We start from the raw sequence: 15,358 nt of genomic DNA, 5'->3' as shown, positions 1-15,358 counted from the left end.
GCCGCGCCCAAGGGGCGACTCGACTCCGGCGCAGGAAGTCACATGCAACCGGACGGGCCGAAAGGCAAGAGGGACGTTGAGGGAACCGGGACTTTCGCCGTGGGTCGGCGGGGAGGACGGAAAGATTTTTTTGTCCACAGATGAACACAGATAAACACAGATTTTTTGAGATGTGAGCGTCACTCGGCAGGCAGGGCGTCGCCGCGATCATCAAAAATCTTGCTTTGTCACCGGCAGCCCGCAGCGCCGCCAGAATCGAAGCGTCATCGGTGTTTATCTGCGTTCATCTGTGGACAAAAATCCTAACCCGCCCCTTGAACCGCCGCCGGGAACGACGCCCGCCCCGCCAGCAGCGACTCCAACGCCTGCGCTTCCAGATGCGCGGCGGCGGCCCGGACATAGGCGGTCAGGGCGGCGAGATGGGCCGGGTCGGTTTCCTCCAGCGTGCCATACACGTTGTTGTCCAAGGCCACCTCCAGCCGGTGATCGCCGGAGTCGGCCAGCGCCTCGTCATAGGCCTTGATCCGCCCGGCCATGCCGCGCGCCATCGTTTTGACCCGCCGCCCAATGCCGGTGTCGCCGACGCCCATCTCCATCAGGGACTTCTCGAAATCATCAATCATCCGTTCATAAAGGCGCCGCGACAGGGCGGCGGCGGCGCGCCCCTGCCCCTTCAACCGGCGCATGGTCAAAAAGCAATGCAGGGCCACCAGATCGAATCGACCGTCCAGCGTGTCCGGCACGCCAAGGTCACGGTAGAAATCCGGCTGGCGCGCCTGAGCGACGATGGCGGCGAACAGGCCATCCACCGGACGGGCGGCGGCGGCGGCGGAAAACCGCCCGAACAGGCGCCCGAAAAGACTGTCTGACACGGTTGGCGCTTTCTTGAAGACTCGGAGTTTCGTTGACAGAACGGAGGGCCGGGTGCGATGGTCCCCGCAGCGTGGAACCGGCGAACGCGCCTTGCGCGGCCTTGCCGTTCCCATCCGCTGGCCCATCATAGCCTGAGCACCATGACGATATCGATTCCTTCCGCGTTTCGCGCCGTCGCCCTGCTGGGCGCCGTCATCCTCCCCGGTCTGGCGGCGTCCGGCTGCACGCCGATCACCGCCCAGCGCGGCAATTTGACCGATCCCGAACGCGTGGCCGAGCTTCAGCCGGGCCAGAGCCGCCGCGACGACGTCGCCGCCGTGCTTGGCACGCCGACCTCGGTCGGAACCTTCGATCCGAACGTCTGGTACTACATCGGGCAGAAGACCGAAAAGACCGCCTTCTTCCAGCCGGAAGTGGTCGAGCGCCGCGTGCTGATCGTCCGCTTCGACCAGGCGGGCGTGGTGCGCGAGATCAAGAAGCTCGACGAGACCAACGGCCAGGATGTCGAGATGGTGGATCGGTCCACCCCGACCGCCGGACGCGAAATGACCTTCCTGGAACAGATGCTCGGCAATGTCGGGCGTTTCTCCGCCAAGGACACCAAGAGCAAGGGTCCGGGCCACTGATCGCCTGACGCTTCCGACCAACGCCAAAAGGGCGGGAACCTCCACGGGTTCCCGCCCTTTTCCGTTTCAGCGTCGCCTGAACTCAGGCGAATTGGGCCAAAATCGCCAGCAGCAGGATCGCCACGATGTTGGTGATCTTAATCATCGGATTGACCGCCGGGCCAGCCGTGTCCTTGTACGGATCGCCGACCGTGTCGCCCGTCACCGCCGCCTTGTGCGCGTCGGATCCCTTGCCGCCATGGTTGCCCTCTTCAATGTATTTCTTGGCGTTGTCCCACGCCCCGCCGCCCGACGTCATCGAGATGGCGACGAAGATGCCGGTGACGATGGTGCCCAGCAGCATGGCCCCCAGCGCGGCGAAGGCCGCCGCCTGACCGCCAATCGCGGCGATGACGAAATAGAGGACCACCGGGGCCAGCACCGGCAGCAGCGAGGGAATCACCATCTCGCGAATCGCCGCCTTGGTCAGCATGTCCACCGCCCGACCGTAATCGGGCTTGGCCGTGCCTTCCATGATGCCGGGGATCTCGCGGAACTGGCGGCGCACCTCGACCACCACCGACCCGGCGGCGCGCCCGACCGCCGTCATCCCCATGGATCCGAACAGATAGGGCAGCAAGCCGCCGATCAACAGCCCGACGACGACATAGGGATCGTCCAGCTTAAACTCGACCTTCACCTTGGGAAAATAATGGCCGAGATCCTGGACATAGGCGGCGAACAGCACCAGCGCCGCCAGACCGGCGGAGCCGATGGCGTAGCCCTTCGTCACCGCTTTGGTGGTGTTGCCCACCGCGTCCAGCGCGTCGGTGGTGACGCGGACCTCTTTGGGCATGTCGGCCATTTCGGCGATGCCGCCCGCGTTGTCCGTCACCGGGCCGTAAGCGTCGAGCGCCACCACCATCCCCGCCAGCGCCAGCATGGTCGTCGCGGCGATGCCGATGCCGAAAATCCCCGCCTGACCATGGGCGATCAGGATGCCCGCGCAAATCACCAGAACCGGCAGCGCGGTGGATTCCATCGACACCGCCAAACCTTGGATCACATTGGTGCCATGGCCGGTTTCCGACGCCTTGGCGATGCTGCGCACCGGGCGAAACGCGGTGGAGGTGTAGAATTCGGTGATCCATACCAGCAGGCCGGTGACGCCCAACCCTACCAGGGACGACACGAACAGATTCATGCCGGTGATGGTCAACCCGTTGCTCATCGCCAGCGGGCGGGTGAAGCCGAACATCACGGCGGTGACGAGCAGGATCAACACCAGCGAGATGCCCGCCGTCGCCGCCAACCCCTTGTAGAGCGCGTTCATGATGTTGTTGTCAGCGCCAAGTTTGACCGCGAAGGTCCCGGCGACCGAGGCGACGATGCAGACCGCGCCGATCACCAAGGGATAGACCAGCATCGAGCGGACGACGTCGCCGGAAAAGAAGATCGCCGCCAACAGCATGGTGGCGACGATGGTCACGGCGTAGGTCTCGAACAGGTCAGCGGCCATGCCGGCGCAATCGCCGACATTGTCGCCGACATTGTCGGCGATGACCGCCGGGTTGCGCGGGTCGTCCTCGGGGATGCCCGCCTCGACCTTGCCGACCAGATCGGCGCCGACGTCGGCCCCCTTGGTGAAGATGCCGCCGCCCAGCCGGGCGAAGATGGAAATCAACGACGCGCCGAAGCTGAGCGCCAGCAGCGCTTCCAGCACCGTGCGGACCTGCTCGGGGTCGGTGACGCGGTAGATCGTCATCAACACGCCGTAATAACCGCCGACGCCCAACAGCCCCAGCCCGACCACAAGCATGCCGGTGATCGCCCCGGACTTGAACGCGATGTCGAGCGCTGGGGCCAGCCCGTTGGTCGCCGCCTGCGCGGTGCGGACGTTGGCGCGCACCGACACGTTCATGCCGATGTAGCCCGCCAGACCGGACAGGATCGCCCCGATCAGAAAGCCGATGGCGACCGGCAATCCCAAGGTCGCACCCAGGATCAACAGCAGAACGACGCCCGCCACGGCGATGGTGGTGTATTGCCGGTTCAGATAGGCGCGCGCGCCCTCCTGCACCGCTGCGGCGATGGCCTGCATCCGCTCGGTTCCCGGCGACGCGGCCATGACCTCTTTTCCGGCACGATAGCCGTAGGCCAGCGCAAGCAGACCGCTGGCAATGATGACGATGAACGCTAAAGCCATCGCATCCCCCGATTTTTGAAAGGTCCGCCCGCGAAAGCCGACTCCCGGAAAAGAACGGGAGAAGTCGGGCGCAAGTGTTCTCAGGGAAAAGGATGCCGAAGGGCGCCCATCTTTGCAACCACCGCCATGTCCTTGATGGCGCGGCGAATTGGCCAGGGTCATATCTGACCTTCGTCAGAGGCCCCGACAACCGCAGCGCACAACAGCGCTAAAGATTGCGCTGAGTCACCGCCTGAACCAGAACATCCAGAACCACCCCCGGCCCCATCACCTTATTGGCGGCTTCAAGCAGTTTTGCTTTTACGGCAGGGATATTGACCAATGGTCCATTCAGAACCGACTTGTCGGCGACCGCGCCATAGAGCGCGGTGAGAAAACCGTCGCTCATCCGGGCCTGGTTGGCCTGAACCATCGGCTGCTTCTCCAAAACCACCTCCATCGTCACCACAACGGTGACGAATTGCTCGACTCGGGTCGCGCCGATCACCGGCACGACCAACGGCGGCAGGCGGACAAAGGCGGTGGGCGGCTTGGGCGGCGGTTCGACTTTTTTCGGCTCCGCGCCTTCCTGGGGAACCAGATAATTGGAATAGATGTACCAGCCGCCGAATCCGGCGCCGCCCAGCAACAGGATGCCCAGCACCAGAACAATCAGCGACTTGACCACAGAGAACACCCAATGAAAGGAGGAAACACGGCCCTCAGGCGCGGCGCAGCCTGCCCCGCCCCTGCTTTCGATTGTCTTAAATTGACCATGCGGGCAAACGAGCGCCCATCAAACGCCGAAGTGGTCAAAAATGATCCCAACCACGCCGAAGCAAAGCCAGCGGCGCCCCCCGTTGGTCAAGCGCGCGGACGGTTCCGGGAACTCCGGCTTCGAGCCAACCAACCGCCGTGATTGGCACGCCGAGGCTCTCCGCCAGCGCCATCAGGGCGGGCGTCGCCCTGTCCGGGGCGGAGAACAACAATTCATAATCATCGCCGCCGGTCAGCGCCAGCGCCAACCGCGTCGGGTCGTCGCCGATCACCCCGCGCGCCGCGTCGGACAACGGCACGGACGCCGCGTCCAACCGGGCCGCGCAGCCGGATTCCTCGCAGAGATGTCCAAGATCGGCCACCAGACCGTCCGACACGTCCAACGCGCCGCTGGCCAGACCGATCAGGCGCGGGCCGAGAGTCGTGCGAGGATCGGGGCGGCGCAACCGGCGCAACAGATGCTCACGCGCCGCCGCGTCGTCCAACGTCAAGCGGTCGTAGGCGATCTCCAGCCCCAACGCCGCGTCGCCGATACAGCCGGAGACAAACAGCCGGTCGCCGACCACGCCGCCCCAGCGCGGCAAGGCGCGGCCCGCCGGAACCAGACCGAAGGCCGTGACCGACAGGGTGATCGGCCCACGGGTGGACACCGAATCGCCCCCGGCCAAACCAATGTTGAAACGCGCTTGGTCCTCCCCCAAACCGGCGGCGAAGGCGGAAAGCCACGCCTCGCCCACGTCGCGCGGCAGAGCCGTGGTCAGGGTGTAGGCCAGCGGTTCCGCCCCCATGGCGGTGAGATCGGAGAGGTTGGTGCGGAGCAGTTTCGCGGCGATGTCACCCGGCGAATCGTCGGGGAAAAAATGCACGCCCGCCACCATGGCGTCGGCGGTGACGACCAGCTCGAATCCCGGCGGCACGCCAAACACGGCGGCGTCGTCCCGCAAACCGCGCGCGCCGGGGAACCCGGCGGCCAACGGTTTGAAATAGCGGGTGATGCGGTCAAATTCCCCAAGCGGGGCCGATGCGTTGGTCATGGAACCGCCAAACCAGTCAATCCCCTCCCCCGCGAACGGAAGAGGGGGGAGACGTTCACTCCGCCGACGGGCCGCCGCGCGACGGATCCGGCTTGGCCAGATCGTCGGCGCGCAGGGCGCGGGCGACATGGTCGAGCACGCCGTTCACCATCGCCGGTTCGCGCCCGGCGAAGAAGGCGTGGCCGACGTCCACATACTCGCTGATGAGGATGCGCGGGTGGGTGTCGAGATGGACGGCGATCTCATAAGCCCCGGCGCGCAGGATGGCGCGGAGCAGCAACTCCAGCCGGTCGATGGGAAAGCGCGGGTCAAGCGCCGCCGTCAACACGCTGTCCACCTCGGCCTTGCGGTGCATCGCCCCGCGCACGATGTCAGAAAACAGTTGCGGATCCCCGGCGACGAATTTGGTTCCGTCGATTTCCTCGCCCAAGCGATGGGTCACAAACTCAGCCACCACGGTTTCCACCGCCGCGCCGGTCAGGTCGATCTGGTACAGCGCCTGCACCGCGCCCAGGCGGGCGGCCTTGCGGCGGGCCTTGGCGGAACCGCCGCCGGTCCGGTTGCGGCCACCGGATTTGCCGGATGTGCGCTTGGGTGTCGCGCGGCTGGCCGCGTCGTCGTTGCTCATGATGGTCTTTGCAGTCACTGAAAAAGGGATCAACGCGGATAGAGGCGGAATTTGCGCTTCAGGTCAATCATGTCAAGGCAGGCCCGCGCGGCGGCCCCGCCCATATTTTTGGATCCGACGTTGGCGCGCACCCAAGCCTGTTCGCGATTTTCCACCGTCAGGATGCCGTTGCCGACCGCCAGGGTGTAACGCAACGCCAGATCCTGAAGCCCACGCGCGCTTTCGGCGCAGATTGTGTCGTACCGCGTCGTCTCGCCCCGGATCACGCAGCCGAGCGCGACATAGCCGTCGAACCGCTTGCGTGCCGTGAAAAAATCCATGGACCGGATGGCGTAGAGCACCGCCGCCGGAATTTCCAGACACCCCGGCACGCCATAGCGAATGTGGGTGGCCCCCGCGCGGGTCAGCTCCCCGATGGCGCCACGCGCCAATTCCTCGGCGATGTCCTCGTGGCTGCGGGCGTCCACAACCATGATGTGGGGGGTGTCGGTCATCCGGCGCGGCGCCAATCCATCAGCGGGTCCTCACCCTCAATCCGTTCCGCCATCGGTCACGGCTGCGGTGATCGGTCGATGGCCGACCACGGTCAGACCGTAGCCTTCCAACCCGATGATCGATTTTTGCCGGTTCGACAGCAAAATCATCGAGCGGACGCCGAGATCCAACAGGATCTGCGCGCCGACGCCGTAATCACGCAGGGTGGGGGCGCTGCCAACCTGCCCTTCCAGCCGCGCCTTCAGCACCGACGACAGGCCGTTCGGCTGCGGTTCGCGCAGCAGAACGATGACGCCGCGCCCTTCCTTGGCGATCAGCTCCATCGACGCCTGCAACTCGTCGGCCCGGCCGGAATTGCGGTCGCCCAGCACGTCGTCGAGCACCGACAGCGCGTGCATGCGGACCAGCACCGGCTCGTCGCCGGATATGTCGCCGCGCACCAGCGCGATGTGTTCGGCGTAATGGATCTTGTTGGTGTAGATGTAGGTCTGGAAGCGCCCGCCGAACCGGCTGTCCAGCGACCCGGCCAGACGCTGTTCGACGATGGTTTCGGTGCGGCGGCGGTAGGCGATCAGATCGGCGATGGTGCCGACCTTCAGCCCATGAAGTTGGGCGAACTGCACCAGATCGGGCAGACGCGCCATCGTGCCGTCGTCGTTCATGATCTCGCAGATCACCGCCGAGGGCGGATGACCGGACAGGCGCGAGATGTCGACCGACGCCTCGGTGTGGCCGGCGCGGACCAGAACCCCGCCTTCGCGCGCCAGCAGCGGGAAGATGTGGCCGGGCGTGGCGATGTCATGCGGGCCGGATTTCGGATCGATGGCGACCTGGATGGTGCGGGCGCGGTCGGCGGCGGAAATGCCGGTCGTCACCCCTTCGCGCGCCTCGATCGAGACGGTGAAAGCCGTTTGGTGGCGCGAGGCGTTCTGTTGGGCCATCAGCGGCAGGCGCAGCCGTTCGATGTTGGCCTGGTCCATCGTCAGGCAGATCAGGCCACGGCCATGCTTGGCCATGAAATTGACCGCTTCCGGGGTGGCGCAATTCGCCGGGATGACCAGATCGCCTTCGTTCTCGCGGTCTTCGTCATCGACCAGGATGAACATCTTGCCCTGGCGCGCCTCTTCGAGGATTTCCTCGGCGGACGACAGGTAGCTGTGAAACTCGGACGTCATTCCTGCCCCGCAAGCCGCGCGACGTAGCGCGCGAGCATATCAATTTCCAGATTCACCGAATCCCCAACCCGCAAGCCGCCAAAGGTCGTGGCCGTCTGGGTGTGGGGGATGATGTTGACGCCAAAGCGATTGCCCGCCACCTCGTTGACGGTCAGCGACACGCCGTCGATGGCGACCGACCCCTTGGAGGCGATGTATTTGGCCAGCGACTCCGGCGCCTCGAAGGTCAGGCGCAGGGACTCGCCCTCCGGCTTGGTCGCCGCCAACACGCCGACGCCATCGACATGGCCCGACACGATGTGCCCGCCCAGCTCGTCGCCGACCTTCAGCGCGCGTTCCAGATTGATCCGCGTTCCGGCGTCCCAGCCGCCCAACGTGGTCTTCGACAGGGTTTCCCCCGACGCCTGGATGACGTACCAGCCCGGTCCCTTTTCGATGACCGTCAGGCAAACGCCGTTGTGGGCGATGGACGCCCCGATCGCGATCGTCTCCGTGTCGAAGCCGGTCTCGATGGTGAAGCGGGTGTCGCCCTGCCGTTCCACGGCCCGCACGCGCCCGATGTCGGTGATGATTCCAGTGAACATGCTGGGGAATTTAGCAGGTTTCACGCGAAGGGGAAGCGGGGACGACGGCGCGCCGCGCGCAACGGACTGTTGCGCCGATCAAACCAGACGCCGACGGTAGCTTTCCACCAGATCAGCCCCCGCCGCCCGCAGCTCCGTCCGCTCAAAGCGCGCCATCTGGTCGAGCGTGGCGACTCCGAAGCCCGCGACTCCCGCCAGACCGTCGCCGCCAATCAGCGCCGCCGCGCGGAACCACTCCAGCCGGTCGATCAGCCCGGCCCCCAACAACGATGCGGCCAGCGTCGCCCCGCCTTCGACCAGCACGCGGGTCAATCCGCGTTCGGACAGCGCGGCGGCCAGCGCCAGCGGGTCGGGACGGTCGGCGGAGTCCGTGGCGACCGGCAGAATTTCCACGCCATGCTCGGTCAGCGCGGCGGCCTTGACCGGATCGGGATCCGCGCCGGTGACGACCCAGGTCGGCACAGCCCTTGCCGTGGTCGCGAGCTTCGAGGTTGGCGGCAGACGCAAACGGCTGTCCACCACCACCCGCACCGGACTGCGGTCCGACAGCCCCGGCAAACGGCAGGTCAGTTCGGGATCGTCGGCCAACGCGGTGCCGATGCCGACCAGAATGGCGTCGTGGGTGGCGCGCAAGCGATGGCCGACCGCCCGCGCCGCCGGGCCGGTGATCCATTGCGAGGCTCCGGTTCGCGTCGCGATGCGGCCATCCAACGTCGTCGCCAGCTTCAGGGTGAAGAGTGGGCGGGCGTGTTGAATGCGGTTGAAAAAACCCTCGTTCAGCGCCAGCGCTTCCGCCTCGCACAGTCCGGTGGCGACCGTGATTCCAGCGTCGCGCAGCCGGGCCAAGCCGCCGCCCGCCACGCGCGGGTCAGGATCCTGGCAGGCGACGACAACACGGGCGACTTTAGCCTCAATCAAGGCGAGCGCGCAGGGCGGCGTCTTGCCGTAATGATTGCAAGGCTCCAGCGTGACGTAAGCGGTGGCGCCTTCGGCCAAGACTCCGGCGCGGGCCAGCGCCTCCGTCTCCGCGTGAGGCCGTCCGCCCGGCTGGGTCCAGCCACGCCCCACCACCACGCCGTCGCGGACCAGCACGCAGCCAACCGCCGGGTTCGGCCATGTCCGCCCCAGCCCGCGCGCGGCCAACGCCAAGGCGGCGCGCATGTGGTGGAGGTCGGTGGGGGTGGTCATGTGTTGGGCCGTTCTTCCGCTTATTCAGGCGGCTTGCCCCCTCCCCAGCCCTCCCCCGCTTGTCAGCGGGAGAGGGAGACAGGAGCCTTGCCGGGGTTCCATCGGAGTTCCCTCTCCCGCGACCAGCGGGGGAGGGTTAGGGAGGGGGAAAACCCGCTCCCCTCACGCGTCCGGGACCAACTGCTCGACGAACTCGTTGAAGTCCGACGCCTCGCGGAAGTCTTTGTAGACCGAGGCGTAACGGATGTAGGCGACCTGATCGAGCGTTTGCAGCGCGACCATAATCATCTCGCCAATCTGCTTGGACGGGATCTCGCTCTCGCCCGACGATTCGAGCTGGCGAACAAGGCTGTTCACCACCCGGTCGATGCGGTCGGCGTCGATGGGCCGCTTGCGCAGCGCGATCCGCATCGACCGCAACAGCTTGTCACGGTCGAAGGGTTCGCGCTGGCCCGCGCTCTTCACCACCGTCAGCTCGCGCAACTGCACGCGCTCGAAAGTGGTGAAACGCGCGCTGCAACTGGGACAGAAGCGCCGCCGCCGGATGGCCGAGTTGTCCTCCGTCGGTCGCGAATCCTTGACCTGGGTGTCCTCGTTTCCACAGAACGGGCAGCGCATGTCGGTGTCCCTTTTCCGATCCGTGACGCGTTACAGCGTCGGGTAGATCGGGAACTGACGGCACAGGCCGCGCACCCGTTCGCGCATCGCCGCCTCAACCGCCGCATTGTCGCCGGAGTTGCTGGCGGCCAGACCGTCCAGCGTCTCGACGATCATCTCGCCGACCTGTTTGAACTCGGCGACGCCGAAACCGCGCGTCGTCGCCGCCGGGCTGCCCAGACGGACGCCCGAGGTGATCATCGGCTTCTGCGGGTCGAACGGCACGCCGTTCTTGTTGCAGGTCATGCTGGCATGTTCCAGGCTGGCTTCCGCCGCCTTGCCGGTCAGGTTCTTTGGACGCAGATCGACCAGCACGATGTGGCTGTCGGTGCCGCCGGACACGATGTCCAGCCCACCGGCGATCAGGGTCGAGGACAGAACGCGGGCGTTGTCCAGCACGGCCTGGGCGTAGGTCTTGAACTCAGGGCGCAGCGCCTCGGCGAAGGCCACCGCCTTGGCGGCGATGACGTGCATCAGCGGGCCGCCCTGAAGGCCGGGGAACACCGCCGAATTGATCTTCTTGGCGATGTCCTCGCGGTTGGTCAGCACCATGCCGCCGCGCGGACCGCGCAGGGTCTTGTGGGTGGTGGTGGTGGCGATGTCGGCGTAAGGGAACGGGTTGGGGTAGACGCCGCCAGCGATCAGACCGGCGTAATGGGCGATGTCCACCATCAGATAGGCCCCGACCTCGTCGGCGATGGCGCGGAAACGCTCATAATCGAGCACGCGCGGGTAAGCCGACCCGCCAGCGATGATGAGCTTGGGCTTGTGCTCGCGCGCCAGCGCCTCGACCTGCTCAAAGTCGATCAGGTGATCGTCCTTGCGCACGCCATACTGCACGGCCTTGAACCATTTGCCCGACATGTTGGGGGCGGCGCCGTGGGTCAGGTGGCCGCCAGCGGCCAGCGACATGCCCAGCACGCAATCGCCCGGCTGCAACAGCGCCAGCAGAACCGCCTGGTTGGCCTGGCTGCCGGAGTTCGGCTGGACGTTGGCGAACTCACAGCCGAACAGCTTGCAGGCGCGTTCGATGGCGAGGTTTTCCGCAATGTCCACGAACTCGCAGCCGCCGTAATAGCGCTTGCCGGGATAACCCTCGGCGTATTTGTTGGTGAGAACGGAACCCTGCGCCTCCAGCACCGCCTGGGACACGATGTTTTCGGACGCGATCAGCTCGATCTGGTCCTGCTGGCGCACCAGCTCGTCGCGCACCGCGCGGGCCAATTCAGGATCGGTCTCGGCGAGCGACGCGGCGAAGAAACGGCCGATCTCGGCGGCGTTGGTGGTCGTCATGGCGGGCGGTTCCTTATCTCAAAGCGGAGTGTGCTGCGGTGTCGCCGACGGCGCCGAAGCGCCCCCGGGCAAGAGGCCGATGGGCCAAATCCAGTCAGAGCGCGGGCGTCAGCCCATCTTGGCGATGCGGCGGCTGTGCCGCTCCCCGCCCTCAAACCCGGTGTTCAGGAAGGCGTCCACGCAATCTTTCGCGACTTCCGGGCCGATCACCCGCGCGCCGAGCGCGATCACGTTGGCGTCGTTGTGCAGGCGGCTCAGGCGCGCGGTGGTCACGTCGTGGACCAGCGCGGCGCGGACGCCGGGATGGCGGTTGGCGGCGATGCTGATGCCGATGCCGCTGCCGCACACCAGCACGCCGCGCTCCGCCCGGCCATCGGTGACGGCGGCGGCGACGGCGGCGGCGTAATCCGGGTAATCCACCGATTCCGGACCGTTCGTGCCGAAATCGAGAACGGAATAACCAGCGCTCGTCAGCGACGCGGCGATGTGAGCCTTCAGCTCGTAACCAGCGTGATCGGAGGCGAGCGCGACGGTGCGGGCGGTCATGCGGAAAAAACTCCAGAGGCGGCGAAAAGCGTCGGCACGCTACCAGATATCGACGCGAACCGCCACCACCACACCATGACAGGGACGCAAGCCTCATCCGCAAGCCCGGTTCGGCGGATCGACGCGCCACGCGACGCAGGACCGCGACGGTCTTGCCCTGCGGCGATGCCACCCCTCGCCAGAAAGCCGCAGCTCTACGTCGAGCCGCAAGGCGCCCCCATCACCCCAAGCGTGAAAATTGGCGATCAAACCTCGCCTCTTCGTTGTTCCGTTTCGCAAGCAAGGCAGATAGCCGATTCGTTATAGGCGGAGCGCCACGCCCAATTGCTGCATCCAAATCACCCGCTCTTTTAAAGCTGGACCTTACTAGACGATCCTTAAAGCGCCGTCACGACGGCGACGCGAGCGTCCTTTTCAGCCTTGGCTGATTTGCGTGGGCTTCACCAGTTCTGACCGCCAAAAGCAACTAATTTGCGTCTTGCCGAAATTATATTGACACCCAAATCACGGTATGCAACTTGATTGCTACGGACAAATGAAAAATCAGGACACTGAGCAATGAGCGACCAGCTTCGCGCCGATGTACCCGACAATGCGCTGCTGCAGATGACGGCCGACATCGTATCGGCGTATGTCAGCAAGAATGTTTTGCCCGCTCAACAAATCCCCGACATCATCAATACGGTCTATTCGTCGCTGACCGGGCTGAATGGGCAGCCGCGTGAAGTGCCGGCGGAGCCGCTGAAGCCTTCCGTTCCGATCCGCAAGTCAGTGACGCCCGAATACATCATTTGCCTGGAAGACGGGAAGAAGTTGAAGATGCTCAAGCGGCATCTTCGTTCAACCTACAACATGTCGCCGGATGAATACCGTGTGCGGTGGGGGTTGCCCGCTGATTACCCGATGGTGGCGCCGAACTACGCCGCCCAGCGGTCGGAATTCGCCAAGCGCATTGGTTTGGGCCGCAGCTCTGGCCGTCAGACCCGCCGCAAAATCGGCTGAGACGCGTTGTCCGTATAAGGTGGGCCGGTTTCCCCTGGGGAGACCGGCCTTTTTCTTGTCCGCGTCCTTACTACAGACGTCAATCCACTCCCGCGTCCTTCGGACGCCCGTCCACACCAGGATCAGGGGCAGCCCTTGCGCCCCGACAGGCGGCAATTGAAACGCTCGACGTTGCGGGTCAGGTCACGCCCGGCGGCGATGTTCTCGTCGTTCAGGCATTTCAGATAGGACATCGTCCGGTCGACATAGTCTTTCACCTCCGACTGGCAGCCTGTCATCTTGTCCGGCGCGGCGAAGGTCACGCCATCGTCCATGCATTGCGGCGCGGTCGGCTTGGCGCAGGTTGACACAGGCGGCGGAACCGGCGCCGCCGCCGGATGCTGCTGGGCGGTCGGGGCCGCCGCGTTCCCCGTCGTCGCCTTTGCGGCCACCGCCGGGTTCATCGGCCCCAGAAGGGCCGTCGCGCACAGGAACGCTGCGATCAAGGCGGGCCGTGGGCTGAAGGCCGAACGAAACAACATGATGTGCTTCCTCTTGGGCGAATTCGCCGCCCGTTGTCTTACCAAGCGGCCCCCGTCCGGCGTCAGCGCCGAAACGGGAACCGTCTACCGCGACGGGGCTTTGTTGGCGTCACGGGTCTGCACATAGCGCAGCTTGTTGATCGCCGTCCGCTTCAGCAACTCCAGACTGCCGCTGGCCGGACCAACCACCGACACCTCGACCCCGGTCTTGCCGTCGATGGCGACGACCTTCAAATAGGTTCCCACCCGATGAAACTCGAACAGAACCTCACCACCCGCGCCCGTCATGCCCCATCCCCCAACCATCAGCCAAACAATTGCGGCGACAGTGTGACTCGAAACCCCTCATTCCGCCAACCGCCATCACCCCAAGGGCGGCACGGTTGTTGAATCGCGGCATCCGGACCGCTACCTTGAAGATCCTTCCCCTTTTTCGGTGTCTTTGATGCGCGGCCTTCTGCTGGCTTTGTGTGTTGTCCTGGGCTTTGCGACGCCCGCCGTCGCGTCGGAGGGGGCGGCGGGCAATCTGCCGCCGTCGGTCCGCATCAAGCCGCTGATGGTTCCGGTCGTCAACGCGCAAGGCCGGATCGAAAAATACACGCAAATCGAAGTCAATCTGGAAATCGGCGACGCCCTGAGGCTGGGGGACGTCCAGGTCAGCATCCCCCGCCTGCACGACGCGATCCTGACCGCCATTTACAAGGGCATCGACGAAGGTTGGGTGGTGCGCGGCAACATCGCCAACATCCCGGCCCTGCGCCGCAAGATCGACGAGGCCGCCATCGCGATGTTCGGAAAGAACGTCGTCACCCGCATCCTCATCGCGCCGATTTCCCGCCAATCCTCTTTCCAGTAAAATCCCGACCACCGCGCAAAGAAGGGGAACCTCCGCCATGGCCATTGTTTTTGTGGCGCGCAGCGCCGCCCTGACAAAATGGGCGTCCGACGTCGGACAGGGCAAACACAGCTACAAGCTGGCGATCGCCGACGACGAGGCCGCGATGAAGGCCGCCATCGCCGCCGGTTGGGGCGGCGAGACCGACTGGAAGTTGATTCATTCCCAAGAGGTGGACGGCGTGACGGAGGACGAGGCCTTCGCCCGGCTGGCCCGGCGGGAAAAGACCATCGACCCGGCCTATTACCCCCGGCTGAAGGGGGCCGCCGGAGTCTTCCGCGTGTCGCTGACCAACGTGCAGAACAGCCTGCTGGTCGCCCAGGCGATGGACCCGGACCAACCGCTGACCGACGTCAAGGTCAAGCCCAAGGACATCGCCGACTACCTGATTCGCAACGCGTTGGCCTGACCTGGGGTTCCCGCCGCCGTGACCGCTCCCGCCCTCATCCGCCGCGTCCGCTTCGACGATCTGTCCACCCGCGAGCTGCACGCCCTGCTGTGGATGCGCCAGCGCGTGCTGATCGTCGAGCAAGCCTCGCCCTACCCCGACCTGGATGGACGCGACCCGGAGGCGCTGCACCTGATCGCCAACCGCCCCGGCGGCGACGCGCCGTTGGGCTGCGCCCGCGTCTTCGGCCCCGATCCCGCCAAAAGCGGAACCACCGCCTTCGGACGGCTGGCCGTTCTGCCGTCGGAGCGCAAGACCGGGCTGGGCCGGGCGCTTGTCGCCGATTCCCTGGCCTGTCTGGCCGAGCGCTGGCCCGATCACGACGTGGTCATCGGCGCGCAACTGTATCTGGAGCGCTTTTACGGCGGCTTCGGTTTTGTCCGGGACAGCGACGTCTATGACGACGTCGGCATCCCCCACATCGACATGCGCCTGCGCCGTTAAGCGACCGC

General features: G+C 65.6%; 19 protein-coding genes. 5 read left to right on the top strand and 14 right to left on the bottom strand.

What is annotated here, in order from left to right:
- Positions 1-302 precede the first annotated feature (302 nt).
- Positions 303-872 (bottom strand): ubiquinol-cytochrome C chaperone family protein, encoded by a 570-nt coding sequence (locus D3877_RS19575; protein ID WP_238474974.1) that lies wholly within the window; start codon positions 870-872, stop codon positions 303-305.
- A gap of 141 nt (positions 873-1,013) precedes the next feature.
- Here D3877_RS19575 and D3877_RS19570 point away from each other — a divergent pair, with 141 nt between their 5' ends.
- The gene (locus D3877_RS19570) at positions 1,014-1,499 is read left to right on the top strand and encodes an outer membrane protein assembly factor BamE (RefSeq protein WP_119832332.1); all 486 of its coding nucleotides are present in this window, start codon (positions 1,014-1,016) and stop codon (positions 1,497-1,499) included.
- Between the two features lie 82 nt (positions 1,500-1,581).
- Here the strand turns inward: D3877_RS19570 and D3877_RS19565 are convergent, their stop codons facing one another.
- The 11 genes from D3877_RS19565 to rpiB form a co-directional block, all read right to left on the bottom strand.
- Positions 1,582-3,684 (bottom strand): sodium-translocating pyrophosphatase, encoded by a 2,103-nt coding sequence (locus tag D3877_RS19565; RefSeq protein ID WP_119832331.1) that lies wholly within the window; start codon positions 3,682-3,684, stop codon positions 1,582-1,584.
- Positions 3,685-3,892: 208 nt separating this feature from the next.
- Positions 3,893-4,351: a hypothetical protein gene (locus D3877_RS19560; protein WP_119832330.1), complete on the bottom strand. Its 459-nt coding sequence runs from the start codon at positions 4,349-4,351 to the stop codon at positions 3,893-3,895.
- 124 nt (positions 4,352-4,475) lie between these two features.
- The gene (gene thiL / locus D3877_RS19555) at positions 4,476-5,474 is read right to left on the bottom strand and encodes a thiamine-phosphate kinase (protein ID WP_119832329.1); all 999 of its coding nucleotides are present in this window, start codon (positions 5,472-5,474) and stop codon (positions 4,476-4,478) included.
- A gap of 55 nt (positions 5,475-5,529) precedes the next feature.
- Positions 5,530-6,102: a transcription antitermination factor NusB gene (gene nusB / locus D3877_RS19550; protein WP_119832328.1), complete on the bottom strand. Its 573-nt coding sequence runs from the start codon at positions 6,100-6,102 to the stop codon at positions 5,530-5,532.
- Positions 6,103-6,131: 29 nt separating this feature from the next.
- On the bottom strand, positions 6,132-6,596 hold the full coding sequence (locus D3877_RS19545; RefSeq protein ID WP_119832327.1) for a 6,7-dimethyl-8-ribityllumazine synthase: 465 nt from the start codon (positions 6,594-6,596) through the stop codon (positions 6,132-6,134).
- A 36-nt stretch (positions 6,597-6,632) separates the two neighbouring features.
- A complete protein-coding gene (ribB, locus tag D3877_RS19540; RefSeq protein WP_119832326.1) occupies positions 6,633-7,772 on the bottom strand; it encodes a 3,4-dihydroxy-2-butanone-4-phosphate synthase in 1,140 nt (379 codons plus the stop codon).
- Positions 7,769-8,356: a riboflavin synthase gene (locus D3877_RS19535; protein ID WP_119832325.1), complete on the bottom strand. Its 588-nt coding sequence runs from the start codon at positions 8,354-8,356 to the stop codon at positions 7,769-7,771. The genes ribB and D3877_RS19535 overlap by 4 nt, the downstream gene beginning before the upstream one ends.
- A 78-nt stretch (positions 8,357-8,434) precedes the next feature.
- Entirely contained in the window at positions 8,435-9,544 is a 1,110-nt protein-coding gene (gene ribD / locus D3877_RS19530; RefSeq protein WP_238474973.1) for a bifunctional diaminohydroxyphosphoribosylaminopyrimidine deaminase/5-amino-6-(5-phosphoribosylamino)uracil reductase RibD, read from the bottom strand.
- A 162-nt stretch (positions 9,545-9,706) separates the two neighbouring features.
- Positions 9,707-10,162 carry a transcriptional regulator NrdR gene (nrdR, locus tag D3877_RS19525; RefSeq protein ID WP_119832324.1) on the bottom strand — a complete coding sequence of 152 codons (456 nt, stop codon included), beginning with the start codon at positions 10,160-10,162 and terminating at the stop codon, positions 9,707-9,709.
- Positions 10,163-10,192: 30 nt separating this feature from the next.
- Positions 10,193-11,494 (bottom strand): serine hydroxymethyltransferase, encoded by a 1,302-nt coding sequence (gene glyA, locus D3877_RS19520; RefSeq protein WP_119832323.1) that lies wholly within the window; start codon positions 11,492-11,494, stop codon positions 10,193-10,195.
- Positions 11,495-11,602: 108 nt separating this feature from the next.
- On the bottom strand, positions 11,603-12,040 hold the full coding sequence (gene rpiB, locus D3877_RS19515) for a ribose 5-phosphate isomerase B (protein WP_119832322.1): 438 nt from the start codon (positions 12,038-12,040) through the stop codon (positions 11,603-11,605).
- 558 nt (positions 12,041-12,598) lie between these two features.
- Between rpiB and D3877_RS19510 the strand changes: the two genes are divergently transcribed.
- The gene (locus D3877_RS19510; protein WP_119832321.1) at positions 12,599-13,042 is read left to right on the top strand and encodes a Ros/MucR family transcriptional regulator; all 444 of its coding nucleotides are present in this window, start codon (positions 12,599-12,601) and stop codon (positions 13,040-13,042) included.
- A gap of 122 nt (positions 13,043-13,164) precedes the next feature.
- On the opposite strand, the gene D3877_RS19505 is transcribed toward D3877_RS19510, so the two are convergent.
- Positions 13,165-13,563: a hypothetical protein gene (locus tag D3877_RS19505; RefSeq protein ID WP_119832320.1), complete on the bottom strand. Its 399-nt coding sequence runs from the start codon at positions 13,561-13,563 to the stop codon at positions 13,165-13,167.
- A gap of 84 nt (positions 13,564-13,647) precedes the next feature.
- Positions 13,648-13,851 (bottom strand): DUF6898 family protein, encoded by a 204-nt coding sequence (locus D3877_RS19500; protein ID WP_238474972.1) that lies wholly within the window; start codon positions 13,849-13,851, stop codon positions 13,648-13,650.
- A 157-nt stretch (positions 13,852-14,008) separates the two neighbouring features.
- Between D3877_RS19500 and D3877_RS19495 the strand changes: the two genes are divergently transcribed.
- From D3877_RS19495 to D3877_RS19485, 3 genes are read left to right on the top strand one after another with little or no spacing between them, the layout of a single operon-like run.
- Positions 14,009-14,419: a hypothetical protein gene (locus D3877_RS19495; protein WP_119832318.1), complete on the top strand. Its 411-nt coding sequence runs from the start codon at positions 14,009-14,011 to the stop codon at positions 14,417-14,419.
- A 37-nt stretch (positions 14,420-14,456) separates the two neighbouring features.
- A complete protein-coding gene (locus D3877_RS19490; RefSeq protein ID WP_119832317.1) occupies positions 14,457-14,867 on the top strand; it encodes a hypothetical protein in 411 nt (136 codons plus the stop codon).
- Positions 14,868-14,885: 18 nt separating this feature from the next.
- On the top strand, positions 14,886-15,350 hold the full coding sequence (locus tag D3877_RS19485) for a GNAT family N-acetyltransferase (protein WP_238474971.1): 465 nt from the start codon (positions 14,886-14,888) through the stop codon (positions 15,348-15,350).
- Positions 15,351-15,358 lie beyond the last annotated feature (8 nt).

The sequence above is a fragment of the Azospirillum cavernae genome, from assembly GCF_003590795.1.
In the GTDB taxonomy this organism is placed as follows: domain Bacteria; phylum Pseudomonadota; class Alphaproteobacteria; order Azospirillales; family Azospirillaceae; genus Azospirillum; species Azospirillum cavernae.
Note: the sequence above shows the minus strand (reverse complement) of the source record. Positions and strands in the feature narration are given on the sequence as shown.